The organism is Serratia sp. Ae19-1, assembly GCF_059801225.1.
Window position 1 is genome coordinate 538,364 of sequence record NZ_JBCHWD010000001.1, and the last position, 19,872, is coordinate 558,235.

A 19,872-nucleotide genomic window follows, 5' to 3' on the forward strand; every position below is an offset into this window, starting at 1 on the left:
TCTGTTCAATACCGGGTCGGTGCGGCCCGGCACTCTGGTGCCTGTGAATATTTTCTCAGGTGCCTATCATGAACATTTACCTCTCTATGGCCGCGTTTGCGCTGGCGGCCTCCATCACCCCCGGCCCGGTCAACATCGTCGCATTGAGCGCCGGGGCGCAATTCGGCTTTGGCGCGACTCAGCGTCACGTGTTCGGCGCCACGCTGGGGTTTACCCTGTTGTTGGTGCTGCTGGGATTGGGCATGCACCAGCTGCTGATCCTGTGGCCGGCGTTGACCCGCTTGATCCAGTGGGCCGGTGTGGCCTTCCTGCTGTTTATGGCTTATCGCCTGGCGTTTGATGATGGCAATTTGGGCCGCGGCGCGGCACGGCCGCCTTCCTGGCGCTACGGTGCGCTGATGCAATGGCTGAACCCCAAGGCGTGGCTGGCGTCGGTGGCCAGCCTCGGCGCCTTTGTCGGCGACGGCGATTGGCTGCTGCTGTGGCAGTTCGCCGGGCTCTACTTTGTGATTTGCTATGCCTCGGTGGCCTGCTGGGCCTATGTCGGCGCGATGCTGCGCGGCCTGCTCAGGCAGGCGCGCAACGTGCAGCGTTTCAACCGTGCGATGGCGCTGCTGTTGGCGGCCAGCGCCTGCTATCTGCTGGCTGAGGGTTTTTGATACTGGCCCGGCGTGGCGGCCAACAGCTGTTTGAAGGTGCGCTGAAAGTGCGCCTGATCGGCAAAACCGCTTTCGCTGGCGGCGGCGGCGATCGGCAGGCCGCTTTTCAACAGGCGGTGGCCGTGCTGCACGCGGCGATTGACCAGATAGGCGTGCGGCGTCATGCCGTAACGCTGGCGGAAGGCGCGGATCAGGTAAGAGGGCGACAGGGCGGCGGCGCGGCAAATGTCTTCCAGCGTCAGTGCCTGTGTGCAGTGCGCGTCGATGAACGCCGCCGCCGCTTCCAGCCGGGGATGCGGCGTTGTTTCGGGATGGCGGATGTCGCCCAGCGCGCGCAGCAGGGCGCTGAAATACTCCACCATGGCGATCTGCTTTTCCAGCGCGCCGCACTGCGGAGCCGTCAGTAGCGCGTACAGCCGCTTCAGGCCGCTGAACAGCTCTGGATCGCGGCTAAGCGGTTGGCTAAAGGGGACAAAACGGTCGCCGTCGCCGCCGAGCAGTTCCTGCTGCAGCGCGCCGATCCAGGCGAGATCGAGATAGAACATGATGTACGACCAACGGCGGTCGGCTATCGGGTTGCAGGCATGCGCCTGCTGCGGGTTGATGATCACCAGATCGCCGGCGCCGACCTGCATGCGCCGCTCGCCGTTGACATAGGTGCTGATGCCGCCGGTGATGGCGCCGATGGAAAAGAATTCGTGGCTGTGCAGGCTGTAGCACACCTGGCGGCCATCCTCGATGGCGCGTGCTTCGACAAACGGCAACTGCGGATCGCGCCAGAACTGCGGCGTTTTTTCACTCATACGCTTTCCTTTTCACTGCGGCGGCATCACAGTGTTATAGCCTGAAAGCGACGAGAGGGGGAATGGCGGATGATGATTTTTAACGTGTTCGGCCGCCTGGTGGGCGTGAAGCGCATCGGGGACGAATGGCGGTTGTTCCGCGTGACGCTGCCGGAGCGCAAGTATTCCCCCAACTACGATATCGTGCTGCCGGCCGAACTGCGCGAAGAGGAGATCGCCGGCTATCTGGGGGATATCTATCACGAGGCGGCGACGCCGCAGCGGCCTGACGTGTTTCGCGTCGAATAGCGCGGCGCGTTACTCTTCCGTATTGCGCGCCATCATCCGGCGTTGGTGCTCCTCGCTGGCGGCCTGGATCTCTTCCAGCACCGAGCCGACGTCGGCGCGCTTCTGGATTTCGCTGAACCGGCCGCTGAGCACGCTGTCCGGCGTCAGGTTGCCTTCCTGATACAGCGCCCAGATCTCTTTGGCGTATTGGCTGTCGCGCAGCTCCGGTGCGAACTGGCCGTAATACTCCGCCAGATTGCCGATATCGCGTTCGAACATGCTTTTGGCGTGGTTGTTGGCGGCGGCGTCCACCACCTGCGGCAGATCGATGATCACCGGCCCGTCTTTATCCATCAGCACGTTGAATTCCGACAGGTCGCCGTGCACCAGCCCGGCGCACAGCATGCGCACCGCGTAGTTCATCATCAGGGCGTGATCGGCGCGCGCCTGTTCCGGCGTCAGGGTGACATCGCTCAGGCGCGGCGCCACCAGGCCTTCTTCGTCGGTGATCAGCTCCATCAGCAGCACGCCGTCCAGGCAGATATCCGGCTGCGGCACCCGCACTCCGGCCTTGGCCAGCAGATACAGCGCGTCCACTTCGGTGTTTTGCCAGGCTTCCTCTTGCTGCTGGCGGCCGAATTTGGAGCCTTTGCTCATGGCGCGCGCGTCGCGGCTGTTGCGCACCTTGCGCCCTTCCTGATAGTGAACGGCCTGCTTGAAGTTGCGCTTCTCGGCCTCTTTGTACACTTTGGCGCAGCGGATCTCATCGCCGCAGCGCACGATAAACACGTCGGCTTCTTTGCCGCTTTTCAACCGGCGGATGACTTCGTCGATTAACCCGTCATCAACCAGCGGCTGGAGTCGTTTTGGAATTTTCATGCAGCCTTGTACCCTATTTAGGCTCCGGTGTGAATGGCTTGCGCAGTTGATAGCGTAAGTTAGACCCGAAAGGCAAACATTAGTTTTGCCGCCGCGTCATCATTACGCGGCGGCGGGCGCTCACAGGCTGGCGGCCGGCACCCAAACGCTGACGCTGCCGGCATTGACCGGGAAATGGGCGCTGCCCTGATCGTCGGTAGTGATTTCTTCCTGGCGGTTGCCGAGGAAATCGCGCCAGGCGGTGTGCGCCAGATCGGCGCCGAGCGCGACCGTCTTGCCGCTCTCGCCGCCGTTGGTCAGCACCACCACGCAGCCGGGGGCCTCGGCGGTGCCGGCGCGGCTGAAGGCCACGCAGTGGCTGTCGTCGAAGTAGTCGGTTTGTGGGCCGTTGGCGAAGCGCTGGCGAGCGGCGATCAGTTTCTCCAGCTCCGGGATCGCCGGCATGTCTATTTGGTATTCGCCGCCGTCGCGCCCTTTGTCGCGGTAGCTGGCGCCATACAGGTCTGGGTAAAACACGCAGGGCACGCCCTGTTCGCGCAACAGGATCAGCGCGTAGGCCAGCGGTTTGAACCAGGGTTCCACCGGCGCTTCCAGCGACTGCAGTGGCTGGGTGTCATGGTTGGCGACCAGCGTCACCGCATGGGCCGGATCGGCGGCGGTCAGGGTATCGGTGAAGATCTGTGCCATGTCGAAGCCGTCGCCCTGTTTCGACGCCTGATGAAACTTCAGGTGCAGCGCCACGTCGAACAGCATCACCTTACCGTCCACCAACTCGATGTATTGTTGCAGCGCGCTGAGATCGTGCGACCAGTATTCGGCAACGATAAACAGGTCGCGTTGCGCACTGCCGCGCACGTGATCCGCCCACTCTTTGAAAAACCAGGCGGGAATGTGTTTGGCGGCGTCGAGGCGGAAGCCGTCGCACGGCAGGCTGTCCAGCAGCCAGCGCGCCCAGTATTTGAGCTCCTCCGTCACGGCGGCGTTGCGGAACTCGACGTCGGCGCCCATCAGATAGTCGTAGTTGCCTTTCTCGTCGTCGACCTGATCGTTCCAACCGTCGTCGCCATAGTCGTTGGCGATTTTGAATACCCCTTTGTCGTCCGGTTGCTCAACGTAGTCGACGCCGCCGAAGCATTTGTAATCCCAGATGAATTCGGAGTGCATGCCCTGGCGGCCGGGGAAGGTGAAGCGGGTATAGGCCAGCGCGTCGAAGCCCTGGTCGTCGATGTCATTGCGGTTGTTGGCATCCACTTTGAACACGTGCACCCGTTCTTTTTCGTCCGCGCCGAGCTTGTGGTTGAACACCACGTCGTAGATCACCCCCACGCCGTGTTCGCGCAGGGTAGTGGCGGCATGTTCGAGCGCCGCCCTGTCGCCGTATTTGGTGGCCACGCTGCCTTTCTGGTCAAATTCGCCCAGGTCGAACAGATCGTAAGTATCGTAGCCGACGGAGTAGCCGCCGGAAGCGCCCTTATAGGCGGGCGGCAGCCACAGGGTGGTGATGCCCAGTTCGGCGAGGTGCGGGGCGCGTTCGGCGGCCTCCCGCCACAGTTTGCCGCCGTCGGGGTAATACCAGTGGAAAAATTGCAGCAGGGTGGTTTTTTGCGTCATGAGCCAGCGTCCCGGTTAGCCAGAAGGAGAGGAGCAGTTAAAAGCATGGGCTACTTTTGGCAAAAGGGTAAATGACGCAGAGAGAAGAGCGGGGGCGGAAGGAAATATGTAACCGACCTTAACGAGATAGCGGTGAAGTTGTCGCTATCAATCTTTTTGATTATTCATTTTTATTATTATTTTTCAATTGGATATGTTTTGTTTTCTTTGTTGTCTCTATTCTTGTTGTTTTTGCGCCCTTTTTTATTTGATTTTTATTTCAATTTTAATTGATTATTTAATATTTAAATTCAATTTATCGTTATTTATAAGTTTAAAATTCTGTTTAATGAAATGTTTTGACATATCCGCTCACGCCGTTGGTTATTCATTCGCAATTATTTATGCGTTATCGTTATGTTCTAAATTAGGTAACACTATCAACCAATAATCTGTCGCAACGCAGAGCGAACGAGAGAGCACAGAGGAGCATAACGCCGTGAACATCAGGGATTTCAGAGCATTGGCGCGCAGTTTGGTCAGAGAATTCGGCATGTTGAACAAGCAGAGCAACGGCTCGCGCTTTTCGCCGCTGCAGATCCATCTGATGATCGAAGTCAGCGAGCAGCCGCTCGGCGTCACGGAGTTGGCGGCCCGATTGTGCATTGACAAGGCCAGCGCCAGCCGGGCGTTGCGCAGCCTGGTCGCCGCCGGCGTGATAGAGACGGTGGATCATCCGGATGACAAGCGGCACAGCCTCCATCGGTTGAGTAAACCGGGCGGCAAGACGCTGGCCGGCATCGAGAACGACGCCGACGGTTTTATGCAGGCGGCGCTGGCGCAGTTGGACGACGATGAGCTGGCGAGCACCACTGCGGCGATGAAAAAGATGACCGCGGCGCTGCGCAGCGCGCGCAAACAGCGCGACGCCAACCTGCGGGTACGGCCGATCGCCGCGCGCGACGATGCGGCGATGGCGGCGATCATTCGCGGCGTGTTTCGCGAGTACGGCATGGACAAGATGGAGGGGGTCAGCCTGCACGATCCGGATCTCGATCGGTTGACCGGCCTGTATCGCGACAACGGCGGCCGCTATTGGGTGCTGGAGCGGGACGGGCAGGTGGTGGGCGGCGTCGGCATGGCACCGCTGGCCGGCGAAGAGCCCGGCTATTGCGAACTGCAGAAACTGTTCTTCAAACCCGGCGCGCGCGGATTGGGCATGGCGCGCCATATGGTGGTGCAGGCGCTGAAGGCGGCGCGGGCGGCGGGTTATCGCTACTGTTACCTGGAAACCACCGAGCAGTTGAAAGAGGCGATCGGGTTGTACTACGCGCTCGGTTTCACGCTGCTGACGGAGCGGCGCGGCAATACCGGCCACCACGGTTGCAACGTGTGCATGCTGAAAAATCTGCAGAACGACGATATGTGAGCGGTTTCAAGGTTAGCGCCCGCGCCTTGTGTCACCCTGTTAACCGTTTGATAACAATCATAACGTTTTATCAGGGAGGAGAAGGATGTTGGGGGATCCGATGGCGCTGTCTGCGCTGGTTACGCTGGTGGTCATTGTGCTCTGGGCCAGCGCCCGTTTACCGGAGTATGTGGTCGCGCTGCTGTTCTTCGCGGCGGTGATGGTGTTGCAGCTGGCGCCCGCCGCGGTGACCTTTTCCGGTTTTGCGTCTTCCGCATTCTGGCTGGTGCTCAGTGGCTTCGTACTGGGCACCGCCATCCGCAGCACCGGGCTGGCGGATCGCCTGGCCAACCGACTCTTGCCGCATCTGTCCGGTTCCTGGCTCCGCCTGGTGGGCGGCGTAGTGGCGATAAGCTATGCGTTGGCGTTTGTCATGCCTTCCAATATGGGGCGCATCACGCTGCTGATGCCGATCGTCATGGCGTTGGCCGAGCGCGCCGGGCTGGCGGAAGGGTCACGCGGCCGTATCGGTTTGGCGCTGGCGGTGGGGTTCGGCACCTTCCAGCTCTCCGCCAGCATTCTGCCGGCCAACGTGCCCAACCTGGTGATGAGCGGCGCGGCGGAAAATGCCTACGGCAGCCACTTCGCTTATCTCACTTATCTGCTGCTGCACGCCCCGGTTCTCGGGGTAGCCAAAGGCGCGCTGCTGACGCTGTGCATTTGCGGCCTGTTTCGCGCCCGGCCGCAGCCGGTGGCGGCCATGGCGGCGCAACCTCCGCTCAGCGCCGCCGAATGGCGGCTGATCGCGCTGTTGGGCGTCACGGTGCTGCTGTGGATGACCGACAGCTGGCACGGCATCGCTCCCGCCTGGGTGGGGTTGGCGGCGGCGTGTTGCTGCCTGCTGCCGCGCATCGGTTTTCTCAACGGCGAGCAGTTCGCCGTCGGGGTCAACGTGCGCACCTGCATCTATGTCGCGGGGATCTTGGGCCTGACCGCGCTGGTCAGCCATTCGGGTCTTGGCGATCGGCTGGGCGGCGTGCTGTTGACGGCGATACCGGATCTGCACGGCAAGCCGTTCACCGCGTTCGGCGCGTTGGTGGGGATCACCGCATTGCTCAATTTCGTGGTGACCGCCAATGGCGTGCCGGCGCTGTTTACCCCGCTGGCGGAGGCGCTGTCGGCGGGCAGCGGTTTACCGCTGCTGACGGTGTTGATGACCCAGGTGATCGGTTACGCCACGCCGCTGCTGCCGTATCAGGCTGCGCCGATCGTGGTGGCGATGGGGATGGGCAAAGTGCCGGCGCGCGAGGGGCTGAAGCTGTGCCTGTTGCTGGCGCTGCTCAGCTTCGCGCTGCTGGTGCCGTTGGACTATTTGTGGTTCAGGCTGCTGGGGTGGATCCCGTAAACAACCCCGCGCCGCCGGCAAAACAATCTTCGTCCAGCGTCAGAGTGGCGATTTTATGCACCGGCCCGCGCATGCTGACCTGAAAGTCGCCGCTGAAGGCGATCTGCAGCTCGCCGCCCGGCATCCGTACGCTGACCCGATCGTCGACTCGTCCCAGCTTGCGCATCACACTGGCGGCGGCGCAGCTGCTGCTGCCGGAGGCCAGGGTGAAACCGGCGCCGCGCTCCCAGATGCCGATGCGCAGCGTCTGGCGATCGACCACTTCCACCAGTTGTACATTGGTGCGTTTCGGGAACAGCGGATGGCGTTCAATCTGCGGCCCTAGCCGGCGCACCTGTGCCAGATCCAGTTTTTCAACCGGCACCACGCAGTGCGGGTTGCCCATCGACACCAGCGACACCCTCAAGGTCTCTTCCTCCAGCGGCAACGGGTAGTTCAGCGCCTCCGGCAGATCGATCAACGCCGGCAGGGCCGCCGGGCTGAAATTGGCGCGCCCCATCTCCACGGTGATCTGATGCGGGTCTTCCGCTACCTGGCAGCGCACGTCGCCGCCGGCGGTGTGCACCAGAAACGGTTGATGCCCTATGCGGCCGATGTCGAACAAATAGCGCGCGTAGATGCGCAGACCGTTGCCGCTTTTCTCCGCTTCGGATCCGTCCGGGTTGATGATGCGCAGGGTGGGATTGACGGCGTCGCCGCTGTCGATCAGCAGGCCGTCGGAACCGACGCCGTAATGCGGATGGCACAGCAGACGAATTTGCTCCTGATTCAAGCGGTCGGCGACCGCACGGTGACACACCAGGTAGTCGTTGCCCAGCCCGTGATATTTGTGGAACAGCAGGGGAGTCATGGCGTTGCTCGGCTCAGCAAGAAAAGGTGGCTACAGCTTACAACAGAATGTTGGCGTCAAAACAAACAAAAGGCGGCCTAAGCCGCCCTTTTGCACGATTGCCGGTCTGGCAATTAATTGTAGATGATCGCGGTGCCGTGCAGCTTGTTGTCACCGGTGGTCGCGATGATCTGGAAGGATTTTGCGCCCGCCGCGTCGGCTTTGGCCGCCAGTTTGTTCTCCAGGCTGCTCAGGTCGGATGCCCCGCTGACGGTGACGACGCCGGCTTTTTGCAGATCGGCCGGTTGAGCGTTGACCAGTTCGGCGGCGAAGCTGCCGAAGGAGACGGAGGCCAGTGCGATGGCGGCGATGGTAATTTTCAGGTTTTTCATGGTCTTATTTCCTATCTGTGTTCTTTACAATGTTTGTTTGGTAAGGTCGTTAAATTAATTAACGATCGATAATTTAATGTTAGATGCCGGTTTGACGGATTGCAAGTATTTTTTAACGCTCGTTAATTAATTTTTTTCTTACGCCCTGGCGCGGTGAGCAGAAAGTCGTGCAGTCCGTGAGTGTAATGCTTTGTTATTGATAGATTTCAGCAGTGCCGTGCAGCTGGTTGTTACCACCGGCGCCGATGATGCGGAAGGATTTTGCACCGGCCTGATCGGCTTTCGCAGCCAGGCTGCTTTCCAGTGAGGTCAGATCGGATGCGCCGCTGACGGTGATGACGCCCACTTTCTGCTGGTCGGCCGGTTGGCTGCTGACTAAATCAGCGGCGAAGCTGCCGAAGGAAACGCTGGCCAGAGCGAGGGCTGCTAGAGTTAATTTTAAGTTTTTCATGATGTTAATTCCTTTCCGATAACGGTGAATAGAGAGTGTTAATCCGGTTCGCTAATTTTTCTTAACGATCGATAACTAAATGCTAATCGGTTCTCGACGCGGGCGCAATATTTTTTTATAATGATCGTTAAGTTATTTGTGCTAACCCTGCCGTGGAGCGGGATAGGAGAGGAGCGATGAGCATCAATGAAGCGGTTTGCGGCAAGAAAAGCCGTGGCAGACCGAAACAATTTGATCGCGACCGGGCGCTGGAAAGCGCGCTCGATCTGTTCTGGCGGCACGGTTATGAAGCCACTTCGCTGGCCGATCTGGTGGAAGTGACCGGCGCCAAAGCACCGACGCTGTATGCGGAGTTCGGCAACAAGGAAGGGATGTTCCGCGCGGCGGTGGAGCGCTATCTGCAAAAATATACCGCCTGCACCAACCAACTGTTGGAACAGGCGTTGCCGGTGGCCGAGATCGTCGAGGCCTACGTGCGTTCTTCCGTCGAAGTGTTTACCGACCCCGATACGCCGTCAGGCTGCTTTATGGTGTGTGCCTCCGCCGCGCTATCGTCCGCTTCCGACGACGTCGCCCAGATGCTGCGCAAGAAACATCATGCGCAGGAAGCGGCGCTGAAAGCCTGCTTCGATCGCAAGGTGCAACAAGGCGAACTGCTGGCGAAAACCGACACCGCGCTGCTGGCGAAATACGTGATTTGCACCATTGAAGGCATGTCGGTGCAGGCGCGCGAAGGGGCAAACCGGGGCGATCTGTTGCGGTTGCTCGAGGCGCTGATGCTGGTGTGGCCGCGGCTCAGCCAGATAGGCAATAAGGTGTAATAACGGGCCCGGTTTTCACCGGGCACCGTAAAGCATTACTGATTGACCGGGATCACCGCGCCCTGGTACTTCTCGCGAATAAAGTCCTGAATCGGCTTGGAGTGCAGCACCTTCACCAGCGCCACGATCTCCGGTTTGTTCACGTCGGCTTTATGCACGGTGATGATGTTGGCGTACGGGTTGTTTTCGCCGCTTTCGACCGCGATCGGGTCTTTGGTGGGATTCAACCCGGCGTCGATGGCGTAGTTGGCGTTGATCACCACCGCGTCGCCTTCGTCGTTGTTGTACATCTGCGGCAGCAGCGCGCCCTCAACGTTGGCCTGGAACTTCAGGTGTTTCGGGTTTTCCACCACGTCGGCGATGCGCGCATCCACCTTGCTCACCCCCGGTTTCAGCTTGATCACGCCTTGCTGTTCAAAGATTGACAGGATACGGCCTTCTTCCGCCACCGCGTCGCGCATGATGATTTTGCCGTTGTCCGGCAGATCTTTCAGGCTTTTGTACTTCTTCGAGTAGATGCCGATAGGCTCGATATGGATCGCGCCGGCACTGACGAAGTCGTAGCTCTTGTCATCGGCATGGTCTTTCAGCACCGAGTTCAGGTAAGGCACGTGCTGGAAGTAGTTGGCGTCGATGTCGTGGCTGGCCAGGGCGGTGTTCGGCAGAATGTAATCCTGAAAGCGCTTGATCTGCAGATCGATGCCTTCCTTCGCCAGTATCGGTTTGGCCTGTTCGAGGATTTCGGCGTGCGGCACGTTGGAGGCGCCGACCACCAGCTTGGTCGCCGCGGCGGCGCCATAGGAGGCGAGGGTGGCGACGGAGGCGAAAGCCAACATCAGTAGGTGCTTTTTCATCATCGTTTTCCTTGGTTAATTAACGTTTGTCGAGCGTTCTTGTCAGGGTGTCGCCAATGAACTGAATGACGAAAACGATCAGCAGAATCGTCAGCGTCGCCACCAGCGTCACGTCACTGTGGTTGCGTTGGAATCCTTCCAGATAGGCCAGGTTGCCCAGGCCGCCGGCACCGATCACCCCGGCCATCGCGGTGTAGCTCACCAGCGCGATCAGAGTGACGGTGATGCCGGAAACCAGCGCCGGCGAGCTCTCCGGCAGCAAGACGCGGAAAATCAGGGTGCGGTTTTTGGCACCCATCGAGCGCGCCGCCTCGATCACCCCTTTGTCGACCTCGCGCAGCGCAATCTCCACCAGCCGGGCGTAGAACGGCGCCGCACCGACGATCAGCGCCGGCAGGGCGGCGTCGGCGCCGAGAATGGTGCCGATCAGCGACTTGGTGAACGGAATCAGCAGTACGATCAGAATGATGAACGGAATGGAACGGAAGACGTTGACCAGCACGGAGATCAGCGAGTAGACCGCTCGGTTCTGCAACAGCTGCCCTTTCGAGGTTAAAAACAGCAGCACGCCGAGCACCATACCCAGCACCAGCGTGGCCAAACCGGCGAGACCGGTCATGTACAGCGTTTCCCAGGTGGCGTCCCACAGTTGATCCAGACGCAGGTGGGGGAACAGGGATTCAATCATGTTGGATAACCTCGACGGCGATGTTTCTTTCGTTCAGCAACTTGAGCATGTCGGCGACCTGTTGTTCGTTGCCTTCGGCGTGGATGTACAGTTCGCCGTACGAACCGTTGAGGGTGTGGCTGATCTTGCCGTGCAGAATGTTGACGGTCAGGGCGTAGCGTCGGATCACCTCGGAAATCACCGCCTGGTGGGTTTGCACGCCGACGAAGGTCAGCTTGAAGATCGCGCCCGGCAGGTGGGCGGTGAGCCGTGGGTTGAAGCTCTCTTCGGCGTCCGCATATTGCGACACCTGTTTGACGAACTGCCGGGTGATCGGCTGCTGCGGTCGGGTGAAGACGTCGAGCACCGGGCCTTCTTCGACGATGCGGCCGTTCTCCATCACCGCCACGCGGTGACAGATCTTGCGCACCACATGCATCTCGTGGGTGATCAGCACGATGGTCAGTTTCAGCTGGCGATTGATGTCCAGCAGCAGATCGAGAATGGCGTCGGTGGTCTGCGGATCGAGGGCCGAGGTGGCCTCGTCGCACAGCAGCACGCTCGGATTATTTGCCAGCGCGCGGGCGATGCCGACGCGCTGTTTTTGGCCGCCGCTGAGCTGCGACGGGTAGGCGTCTTCGCGCCCCTGCAGGCCGACCAGCGCGATCAACTCCGCCACGCGCGGCGCAATCCGCGCCTTGGGCACGCCGGCGATCTGCATGGAAAACGCGATGTTCTGGCTGACGGTACGCGACCACAGCAGGTTGAAGTGCTGAAACACCATGCTGATTTTCAGCCGCGCCTGGCGCAGATGGCTGCCTTTGGCGCGGGCGATGTCGAAACCGCCCACCTCAATGCGGCCGCGGGTCGGTGTTTCCAACCCGTTGAGCAGGCGGATCAGCGTGCTTTTACCGGCGCCGCTGTAGCCGATGATGCCGTAAATTTGCCCGGCGTCTACCGCCAGACTGACGTCGTCTACCGCCACGACGGGGCCCTGAGTGCTGTCAAAAGTTTTGCAAACGTTCGAAAGAACGATCATAGCGAAGCGAATCCTTATCGATACATCACAGCATTCCGTCCGGAACGCGTTGCGCCGGACAGGGATCGTTCGGCTTATCGGCGGGGCACAGCCCGGCGGGAAGTGGCGGACGGAACCGCTGTTGCGGGTGAATACCGGGCAATCCTACCGAGGGTTTATAGTGACAGGAAGAATGTAAAATCTATTACTTATTCTTGTTTGATATATATAACGGCGGGCGAAACGTGGAGGGGAAAAACCGGCCGCAGGGCGGCCGGCGATGGCGGGCTAGCGTTTGTCCAGCTTCATGTGCAGCAGCGGGAACGGGTTGCCCTGGCCGTCGAGCGGCGAGCGGCCGGTGATGACAAACCCATAGTGGCGGTAAAAGCCGCTGGCCTGCGGATTTTGCTCGTTCACGTCCAGCTGCAGCTCATCGTGCAGCGTTTCCGCGTGGGTCAACAGCGCTTTGCCCACGCCTTGGCCGCGCTGATCGGCATCGATAAACAGCATCTCCACCTTGTTGCCGTTCAGGCCGATAAAGCCGCAGGGATGCCCCGGTTGGTCTTCGGCCACCCAGACGTTGACCGCGGGCAGGTAGTCATTCAACACCAGCGGGAACAACTGCGCGATGTTGTCTTCGGTTAAAAAATGGTGGGTGGCGCGCACCGAACGCAGCCAGATATCTGCCAATTGCGCGTTGTCTTCCGCCGCGCGTGCTCTGATGGTAATCATCGAACTCTCTGCTATCTAAGTTGAAGGAAAAGAAACTAGATAGAGGTTTTGTGGGGTTAGTGCCGAATTAACGTGGGTTAACGCCCTGCAAAGCGCCTCTGCAGTGGATCGAATAAGCCCGCCTTCTTGCAAGCGGTATAACAACTGTAATTCAGCAAGTTAATGCTTTCAACCGCCCATGGCGCAATGAGGCGTTCGCCGCATGATACACTGGCCGCTGAACCAGCAAGAGGGCGGCAGGATGGAAGCGGTACGCGCAGCGATAGAAAAACAGGTGCTCAGCCTGACCGGGCTGGCGCTCGGCGGCGTCGACTTCGAGAACCCGCCGGGCGATCCGGGATTGTTCGGCCCGCAGTCGGTCATCTGGCAGGTACACCGCGATTTCACCCCGATGCTGTGTGGCGGCGTCAGCGCCTTGCTGCTGCAAATGCTGCACCCGCTGGCGCTGGCCGGGGTGTGGGATCACTCCAACTTCCGCGAAGATATGATTGGCCGCCTGCGCCGCACCAGCCAGTTCGTGTCGGTCACCACCTTTGGCCCGACCGCCGAGGCGGAGCGGCTGATCGCCAAAGTCAAAGCCATCCATCTGCGGGTGACCGGCGTCGGCAGCGACGGCACGCCTTATGCCGCCAGCGATCCGGCGCTGCTCACCTGGGTTCACGTGGCGGAGAGCAGCCGTTTTCTGGCCAGCCACCTGCGCTACCGCAATCCCCATCTTTCCCGCGATTTACAGGATCAATACTATCGCGAAGCGGCGCGGATAGCCGCTGCGTTGGGGGCGACCGCCATCCCCCAGTCCTGCGCGGAGGTCGAAGAGTACCTGCAGACGATGCGGCCGCAGTTGGTGTGCGACGAACGGACTCAAGAGGTGGCACGCATTCTGCTGAAGGCGCCGGCGCCGAGCGCATTGGCGCGCCCGCTCGGCAGGGTGGTGATGCAGGCGGGCATCGATCTGTTGCCCGATTGGGCGCAGCGGCAGTTCGGTTTTCAGCCGGGCGCGCTGCGGCGGCGGCTGGTGCGAACGGGCGCCGCAGGCCTCGGCAAGGTGCTGGGCGCGTCGATGCGCAACGGCTCCTATCAGCGCGCGGTGCGGCGCATTACTCAGCCGTCATAAGCCACAGCCGCTATAATTAGTCTTTGTTTATCTTCGTTTACGGCCGCTTTTGAGACTTTTACGGGTGATCCGGCCAGTAATGCGTTTTACACTTGGGGGCAAAGCCACATTCCATTTTTGGCGCGCAGCCGATTCTGCCGCGCCCTGACCCTATTGAGGTGATATGAACGAATCATACGTACTTGCTGAAGTCAGCAATGAGAACCAGACGCTGGTCGCGGTGGTTCAGCAAGATCACCGGGCAGCCTATTTTTACATCTATCCCGCCGAAGCCTACAGCGATCGCTATCAGGTGCGTGCCTGCTGGCTGCGCAATCTGGCCGCCGCGCCGCTGCAGGAAGATCGCGCCGCGCTGGAGCAAGGGCAGCCGCCGATGTTGGCGGCGGAGTTTTGCCGCAACCTGGAAGGGGAAGCGCCGCTGAACCCGGAAGGGTTGATGGTGGTGTGGAGCGAAAGCGACGACGGCGCAGCCCTGTGGTATTACGGCCAACTGCTGGCGGTGATCCCCGGCTGGAGCCTGTATATCGACCATTCGGTGTGCTATTCCGCCAGCTGCATCAAGGAGAGCCCGTTGGCCTATCCGCTCGGTTCGGCCTCGACCAACACGCAATATGCGCAGGCGGAGAGCACCCGCCAATTCTGGCGCAGCTGGCAGCGTGAAGAGGGCAATCCGTGGCCGAAGATGCAGCGCGATTTTCAGGCGCGCTATGAGCAGCATTTCGGCCCCTCGGTAAAATACTACGCCATCGATCAGGGCAAGTGGCCGCCGATGGCCATCACCCAGCACGAGCGCGACGGCATTTATTACTTTCTCACCATGGGGGTCAGCATCCGGCCGATGCCGTGGGTGGAGATCCTGTTCAACGACGAGGCTTCGCGCTATCGCCGCATGGAGATGGCGATCGCCATCGACAGTCAATACATGACCGAAGACAACGCGGTGCAGATGGCCAGCGCGCTGGCCGGTTTCGCGCACGCGCCGTGGGCGCGGCTAACCTGGATCGGCGAAGGGCATACGCTGGAGTCGGACGTGGCGCCGCTGGGCTACGAGGGCTATATTTTATCGTCGTCCTTCTACCCATATAACGCGCACCTGGCTTTGCCGCCGCAGTACGGCGACCCGGTGAACCTGTTCTGGGCCAGCCCGGTGTTTACCGCCGAACGCCAACTGGCGCACGCCACGCCGAACGGCGGGCACGATCTGGTGAACCGGCTGCGCGAGCAGGGCGTCGACCATATTTTCCGCCCGCGCCAGCCGGTGTGCTGATGCGATTGACTCTTCAGGAGCTGCCATGACCGCCGCGCTGTTGATTATCGATGTGCAGGAAGGGTTGTTTACGCCGCCGCCGGCGGATGCCACGGGCACCGTTGCGCGCATCAATCTGCTGAGCGAGCGCGCCCGTCGGGCCGGCGCGCCGGTTGTCGTGATTCAGCACCACACGCCGGACGACGAACTGCCGCACGGCAGCGCCGCCTGGCAAGTGCTTGCGGCGTTGACGGTGGCGCCGGGCGACCACCGGGTGGAGAAAACCACGCCGGACTCCTTCCTGCGCACCTCGCTGGGCGCATTGCTGATCGCCAACGGCGTTTCGCAGCTGGTGGTGTGCGGCTACTCCACGCCGTTTTGCATCGATACCACGGTGCGTAGCGCGGCGGCGCGCGGTTATCCGGTGACGCTGGCGGCGGATGCTCATACCTGCCACGACAAATCCTATGCCGACGGCCTGCTGATCCGCACCCACCATAACGAGACGCTGTCGAATATCGACAGCTTCGGCGTGCCGATCCGCGCCGTGCCTGCGGTGGACATCGTGTTCTGAGAACGGAAAAATGGGGGCCTCGGCCCCCGTTCGTTATTTCAGTCCTGCCCGCCGCGCCGCCACCTTGGCCAGCGCCGCCCAATCCAGATCCGCATCCCCCTGCGCCATCGCGTCGAGGAAGTTGTCTTTCAGCACCCCGGCGAACGGCATCGGCGTATGGCTGTCGGCGCCGGCGGCCAGCGCCAACCCGACGTCCTTCAGCCCCAGCGCCAGCCGGAATCCAGCCGGGGAATACTTCTCGGCGGCGATCAGCGCGCCATAGCCCTGATAGGCCGGGGCGGCGAAGACGGTGCTGCTCAGCATCTGCAGATAGTCGGTGCCGGACACGCCATAGTTGCGCACCAGCGCACTGCCTTCCGCCATCGCTTCAATGGCGCTGGCCAAGGTAAAGTTGGTGGCGATCTTGACCACGTTGGCCTGCGCAGGATCGGCGCCGAAGTGCCAGGTTTTCTGGCCGAGGGCATCGAACAGCGGCTGCGCTTTCTTCAGCAGCTCGCTCTCGCCGGCCGCCAGAATATTCAGCTTGCCGGCGGCGGCCACGTCGACCCGGCCCAGCACCGGCGCGGCGAGATAGCCGATGCCGTGTTCCGCATGCAGCGCCGTCAGGCGTTTGGCGAGTTCGACCGAGATGGTCGCCATATTGATATGCAACGCGCCCGGTTTCATTCGTTGCAGCAACCCGCTGCCCACCACCACCTGCTGCGTGGCGGCGTCGTCGGCCAGCATGGTGATCAGCACATCGGCATCGGCCAACTGTTCCGGCCGCTCGGCCTGCCGCGCGCCGGCGCTGACCAGCGGCTGCGCCGCCTGCGGCGAGCGGTTCCATACCGTTAATGCGAGGCCCGCCTGCAACAGGTTGGCCGCCATGGCGCTGCCCATCCCACCCAGTCCGGCAAATCCGATCTTCATCATGCGCTCCTTTTTCAGGTTGAAGGTTTTACCCTAGCGCGCCGGGCCAGGAACGCAAATGCCGGAGTGTAACGCCGTCTTACGCACCGGCGGCGGGCTATTGACGTGCTGCCGCTGCGGGTATACCTTGATGGCATGAATATATCGATGCCTTCCACCCACAATCAGTCATGGTGGCGCCTTTTCTGAGGCGGCACGAGTATCCACATCTCTTTTTAATGCCGCCGGTTTGGCGGCATTATTTTTTGTGGCGTTGATCCGGCGGTGTACTGACCTTCAGGAGCACTGCCATGAGTTACACCATTCTTACCGGCGATCGCGCCACCGGCCCACTGCATTTAGGCCACTTCGTCGGCTCGCTGCGCCAGCGCGTCGAACTGCAGCACCAGCATAACCAAACGGTGATGGTGGCGGATCTGCAGGGCCTGACCGACAACGGCAACAACCCGCAAAAAATCAGCGCCAACGTGCTCAACGTAGTGGCCGACTATCTGGCGGTGGGCATCGATCCGCACAAGACCACGATCTGCCTGCAGTCGGCGCTGCCGGCGTTGGCCGAGCTGACGATGTACTATCTCAACCTGGTCAGCGTGGCGCGGCTGGAACGCAACCCGACGGTGAAAAATGAAATCGCCGAGAAGGATTTCGCCCGCAGCCTGCCGGCCGGCTTTTTGATCTATCCGGTCAGCCAGGCGGCGGACATCACCGCCTTTGGCGCCACCCACGTGCCGGTCGGCGAGGATCAGCTGCCGATGCTGGAGCAAACCAACGAGATCGTGCGGCGTTTCAACCATATCGTCGGCCAACCGGTACTGACGGAGTGCCAGCCGCTGCTGAGCAACGTCGGGCGTCTGCCGGGGCTGGACGGGCAGGGCAAGATGTCGAAATCGCGCGGCAACGCCATCCAGCTTGGCGCCAGCGCCGACGAGGTGCACAAGGCGGTGATGAGCATGTTCACCGATCCCGGTCATCTCAACGTCAGCGATCCCGGCCGGGTGGAGGGCAACATGGTGTTCACCTACCTGGACGCCTTCTGCGACGACGCCGCGCTGGTGGCGGATCTGAAGGCGCATTACCGCCGCGGCGGGTTGGGGGACGTGAAAATCAAACGGCTGCTGGAGGATTGCCTGCAGAGCCTGCTCGAGCCGATCCGCACCCGCCGCGCCGAATTCATCGCCGATAAAGGCGAGCTGACGCGCATCCTGCAGCACGGCACCCGCCGCGCGCATCAGGTCAGCCAGCAGACGCTGCAGCAGGTCAAGGCGGCGCTGGGGCTGGACTTCTTTAGCCTGGAATGATGCGCACGCCGGGGCGTCACGCGTCACGCCCCGGCCATAAAACCATCATCCCACTGTCATAAACTTATTCGTTAATAGGTGCCCATAATGATTAGCCACTGAAACCAGAGAAATCATATGGCTCAGGCACTGTTAAAATTGGCACAGCACGACTTCCCAGGGCAGCACGCCGCCGCATCCCGCAAAGTGTTATCGGTAAAGGGACTCGGCAAGGCCTACAAAGCGCAGCAGCGTGTGCTGGATGACATCAACTTCGATCTGCACGCCGGCGAGTTCGTGGCGGTGATCGGCCGTTCCGGCGCGGGCAAGTCCACGCTGCTGCACACCCTGAACGGCACCATCCCTTCCAGCTGCGGCGAGATGCTGCACTTCGAAGACGATGGCGTGGCGCAGGATATCGCCCAGCTTGCCGGCCGCCAGATGCGCCAGTGGCGCGCGCGCTGCGGCATGATCTTCCAGGACTTCTGCCTGGTGCCGCGGCTGGACGTGATGACCAACGTGCTGCTGGGTCGTCTGAGCCACACGTCTACCCTGAAATCCTTCTTCAAACTGTTCGATGACGCCGACCGCGCTCGCGCCATCGAGCTGTTGCAGTGGCTCAACATGCTGCCGCATGCGCTGCAGCGCGCCGAGCACCTCTCCGGCGGCCAGATGCAGCGCGTCGCCATCTGCCGTGCGCTGATGCAAAACCCGCAAATCCTGCTGGCCGATGAGCCGGTGGCGTCGCTCGATCCGAAAAACACCCGCCGCATCATGGACGCGCTGCAGAAAATCAGCGAAGACGGCATCGCGGTGATGGTGAACCTGCACTCGGTCGAACTGGTGAAAGAGTATTGCTCGCGGGTGATCGGCATCGCCCACGGGAAGATCGTGTTTGACGGGCATCCTTCGCAACTGAACGAACGGATCCTGCACCAGCTGTATGGCGAAGAAGCCAATCAGATCCATTGAAGCACTTTTGACCTTTACCCTTTACACACAAGGCACACCTAATGAAAAAAGTATTGAGTCTGACCACCCTGATGGCCGGCGCGATGATGGTCTTTAATGCTGCCGCAGCGGATGCGCCGAAAGAGCTGAACCTGGGCATTCTCGGCGGCCAGAACGCCACCCAGCAGATCGGCGATAACCAGTGCGTGAAGCAGTTCCTGGATAAAGAGCTGAACGTCGATACCAAGCTGCGCAACTCGTCCGACTATTCCGGCGTGATCCAGGGCCTGCTGGGCGGCAAGATTGATCTGGTGCTGAGCATGTCGCCGTCCTCGTTCGCTTCGGTCTACATCAAGGATCCGAAAGCGGTGGACATCGTCGGCATTGCGGTCGACGACGTCGACCAGTCGCGCGGCTACCACTCGGTCGTGGTGGTGAAGGCCGGCAGCCCGTACCAGAAGCTGGAAGACCTGAAGGGCAAGGCCATCGGCTTCGCCGATCCGGACTCCACCTCCGGCTTCCTGATCCCGAACCAGGCGTTTAAAAAGCTGTTCGGTGGCACGGTCGACAACAAATACAACAACACCTTCTCCAGCGTCACCTTCTCCGGCGGCCACGAGCAGGACATCCTCGGCGTGCTGAACGGCCAGTTCGAAGGCGCGGTAACCTGGGCGTCGATGATCGGCGATTACAACACCGGCTACACCAGCGGCGCGTTCACCCGCATGATCCGCATGGATCACCCGGACCTGATGAAACAGATCCGCATCATCTGGCAGTCGCCGCTGATCCCGAACGGCCCGATCCTGGTGAGCAACTCGCTGCCGGCCGACTTCAAGGCCAAAGTGGTCACCGCCATCAAGAAGCTGGATAAAGACGATCACCAGTGCTTTATCAAAGCGATGGGCGGCAAGCAGCACATCGGCGACACCACCCTGGCGGAATACCAGAACATCATCGATATGAAGCGCGAGCTGACCAAAGGCGATCGTTAATTCCCGGCTGCCTCGGCCGTCCGAATGAAGG

The 19,872-nt window shown here is 61.0% G+C and carries 22 protein-coding genes; 11 read left to right on the plus strand and 11 right to left on the minus strand.

Annotated features, from left to right (window positions below; genetic code table 11):
- Window positions 1–68 precede the first annotated feature (68 nt).
- Window positions 69–659, plus strand: a complete 591-nt coding sequence (locus tag AAIE04_RS02670; protein ID WP_197667334.1) for a LysE family translocator — start codon at window positions 69–71, stop codon at window positions 657–659.
- Here AAIE04_RS02670 and AAIE04_RS02675 read toward each other — a convergent pair.
- Window positions 635–1,462: an AraC family transcriptional regulator gene (locus AAIE04_RS02675; protein ID WP_154746749.1), complete on the minus strand. Its 828-nt coding sequence runs from the start codon at window positions 1,460–1,462 to the stop codon at window positions 635–637. The two genes, AAIE04_RS02670 and AAIE04_RS02675, sit on opposite strands and share 25 nt — an antisense overlap.
- Window positions 1,463–1,531: 69 nt before the next feature.
- Between AAIE04_RS02675 and AAIE04_RS02680 the strand changes: the two genes are divergently transcribed.
- Complete coding sequence (locus AAIE04_RS02680) at window positions 1,532–1,750, plus strand: DUF7661 family protein (RefSeq protein WP_019453902.1); 219 nt, start codon at window positions 1,532–1,534, stop codon at window positions 1,748–1,750.
- A gap of 9 nt (window positions 1,751–1,759) precedes the next feature.
- Here AAIE04_RS02680 and AAIE04_RS02685 read toward each other — a convergent pair whose 3' ends face one another.
- Together AAIE04_RS02685 and amyA are read right to left on the minus strand one after the other, a co-directional pair.
- Window positions 1,760–2,608 (minus strand): PA4780 family RIO1-like protein kinase, encoded by an 849-nt coding sequence (locus tag AAIE04_RS02685; RefSeq protein WP_019453901.1) that lies wholly within the window; start codon window positions 2,606–2,608, stop codon window positions 1,760–1,762.
- 120 nt (window positions 2,609–2,728) lie between these two features.
- Window positions 2,729–4,219 carry an alpha-amylase gene (amyA, locus tag AAIE04_RS02690; RefSeq protein ID WP_498576441.1) on the minus strand — a complete coding sequence of 497 codons (1,491 nt, stop codon included), beginning with the start codon at window positions 4,217–4,219 and terminating at the stop codon, window positions 2,729–2,731.
- Window positions 4,220–4,721: 502 nt separating this feature from the next.
- On the opposite strand from amyA, the gene AAIE04_RS02695 reads away from it, so the two are divergent.
- Both AAIE04_RS02695 and AAIE04_RS02700 read left to right on the plus strand, forming a co-directional pair.
- Window positions 4,722–5,627: a bifunctional helix-turn-helix transcriptional regulator/GNAT family N-acetyltransferase gene (locus AAIE04_RS02695; protein ID WP_084799111.1), complete on the plus strand. Its 906-nt coding sequence runs from the start codon at window positions 4,722–4,724 to the stop codon at window positions 5,625–5,627.
- 85 nt (window positions 5,628–5,712) lie between these two features.
- Window positions 5,713–7,011 (plus strand): SLC13 family permease, encoded by a 1,299-nt coding sequence (locus tag AAIE04_RS02700; RefSeq protein WP_063918979.1) that lies wholly within the window; start codon window positions 5,713–5,715, stop codon window positions 7,009–7,011.
- On the opposite strand, the gene dapF is transcribed toward AAIE04_RS02700, so the two are convergent.
- The 3 genes from dapF to bhsA (AAIE04_RS02715) form a co-directional block, all read right to left on the minus strand.
- Entirely contained in the window at window positions 6,986–7,861 is an 876-nt protein-coding gene (gene dapF / locus AAIE04_RS02705; protein WP_498056508.1) for a diaminopimelate epimerase, read from the minus strand. The genes AAIE04_RS02700 and dapF overlap by 26 nt on opposite strands.
- Window positions 7,862–7,974: 113 nt before the next feature.
- Window positions 7,975–8,232, minus strand: coding sequence for a multiple stress resistance protein BhsA (gene bhsA / locus AAIE04_RS02710; RefSeq protein ID WP_443013097.1), 258 nt, complete (start codon window positions 8,230–8,232; stop codon window positions 7,975–7,977).
- 193 nt (window positions 8,233–8,425) lie between these two features.
- Entirely contained in the window at window positions 8,426–8,683 is a 258-nt protein-coding gene (gene bhsA, locus AAIE04_RS02715) for a multiple stress resistance protein BhsA (RefSeq protein ID WP_019454708.1), read from the minus strand.
- A 176-nt stretch (window positions 8,684–8,859) separates the two neighbouring features.
- Here bhsA (AAIE04_RS02715) and AAIE04_RS02720 point away from each other — a divergent pair, with 176 nt between their 5' ends.
- Window positions 8,860–9,504, plus strand: coding sequence for a TetR/AcrR family transcriptional regulator (locus AAIE04_RS02720; RefSeq protein WP_498056507.1), 645 nt, complete (start codon window positions 8,860–8,862; stop codon window positions 9,502–9,504).
- Between the two features lie 35 nt (window positions 9,505–9,539).
- On the opposite strand, the gene AAIE04_RS02725 is transcribed toward AAIE04_RS02720, so the two are convergent.
- The 4 genes from AAIE04_RS02725 to AAIE04_RS02740 all read right to left on the minus strand — a co-directional run bounded on the left by AAIE04_RS02725 (window position 9,540) and on the right by AAIE04_RS02740 (window position 12,775).
- Window positions 9,540–10,358, minus strand: a complete 819-nt coding sequence (locus AAIE04_RS02725; RefSeq protein WP_019454706.1) for a MetQ/NlpA family ABC transporter substrate-binding protein — start codon at window positions 10,356–10,358, stop codon at window positions 9,540–9,542.
- A 19-nt stretch (window positions 10,359–10,377) separates the two neighbouring features.
- The gene (locus AAIE04_RS02730) at window positions 10,378–11,046 is read right to left on the minus strand and encodes a methionine ABC transporter permease (protein WP_019454705.1); all 669 of its coding nucleotides are present in this window, start codon (window positions 11,044–11,046) and stop codon (window positions 10,378–10,380) included.
- A complete protein-coding gene (locus AAIE04_RS02735; protein ID WP_019454704.1) occupies window positions 11,039–12,064 on the minus strand; it encodes a methionine ABC transporter ATP-binding protein in 1,026 nt (341 codons plus the stop codon). The genes AAIE04_RS02730 and AAIE04_RS02735 overlap by 8 nt, the downstream gene beginning before the upstream one ends.
- Before the next feature lie 267 nt (window positions 12,065–12,331).
- Window positions 12,332–12,775, minus strand: a complete 444-nt coding sequence (locus tag AAIE04_RS02740; protein WP_019454703.1) for an acetyltransferase — start codon at window positions 12,773–12,775, stop codon at window positions 12,332–12,334.
- Between the two features lie 241 nt (window positions 12,776–13,016).
- Between AAIE04_RS02740 and AAIE04_RS02745 the strand changes: the two genes are divergently transcribed.
- The 3 genes from AAIE04_RS02745 to AAIE04_RS02755 all read left to right on the plus strand — a co-directional run bounded on the left by AAIE04_RS02745 (window position 13,017) and on the right by AAIE04_RS02755 (window position 15,709).
- Entirely contained in the window at window positions 13,017–13,889 is an 873-nt protein-coding gene (locus tag AAIE04_RS02745; protein ID WP_025160004.1) for an oxygenase MpaB family protein, read from the plus strand.
- 163 nt (window positions 13,890–14,052) lie between these two features.
- The gene (locus AAIE04_RS02750; protein WP_498576442.1) at window positions 14,053–15,156 is read left to right on the plus strand and encodes a suppressor of fused domain protein; all 1,104 of its coding nucleotides are present in this window, start codon (window positions 14,053–14,055) and stop codon (window positions 15,154–15,156) included.
- Window positions 15,157–15,181: 25 nt separating this feature from the next.
- The gene (locus AAIE04_RS02755; protein ID WP_019454700.1) at window positions 15,182–15,709 is read left to right on the plus strand and encodes a cysteine hydrolase family protein; all 528 of its coding nucleotides are present in this window, start codon (window positions 15,182–15,184) and stop codon (window positions 15,707–15,709) included.
- 33 nt (window positions 15,710–15,742) lie between these two features.
- Here the strand turns inward: AAIE04_RS02755 and AAIE04_RS02760 are convergent, their stop codons facing one another.
- Window positions 15,743–16,618 carry an NAD(P)-dependent oxidoreductase gene (locus tag AAIE04_RS02760; RefSeq protein WP_498576633.1) on the minus strand — a complete coding sequence of 292 codons (876 nt, stop codon included), beginning with the start codon at window positions 16,616–16,618 and terminating at the stop codon, window positions 15,743–15,745.
- 290 nt (window positions 16,619–16,908) lie between these two features.
- Here AAIE04_RS02760 and trpS point away from each other — a divergent pair, with 290 nt between their 5' ends.
- The 3 genes from trpS to phnD all read left to right on the plus strand — a co-directional run bounded on the left by trpS (window position 16,909) and on the right by phnD (window position 19,841).
- Window positions 16,909–17,916 (plus strand): tryptophan--tRNA ligase, encoded by a 1,008-nt coding sequence (trpS, locus tag AAIE04_RS02765; RefSeq protein WP_019454698.1) that lies wholly within the window; start codon window positions 16,909–16,911, stop codon window positions 17,914–17,916.
- Between the two features lie 117 nt (window positions 17,917–18,033).
- Complete coding sequence (phnC, locus tag AAIE04_RS02770) at window positions 18,034–18,867, plus strand: phosphonate ABC transporter ATP-binding protein (protein WP_019454697.1); 834 nt, start codon at window positions 18,034–18,036, stop codon at window positions 18,865–18,867.
- Between the two features lie 41 nt (window positions 18,868–18,908).
- Window positions 18,909–19,841, plus strand: coding sequence for a phosphonate ABC transporter substrate-binding protein (phnD, locus tag AAIE04_RS02775; protein ID WP_019454696.1), 933 nt, complete (start codon window positions 18,909–18,911; stop codon window positions 19,839–19,841).
- The last annotated feature ends 31 nt before the right edge of the window (window positions 19,842–19,872 follow it).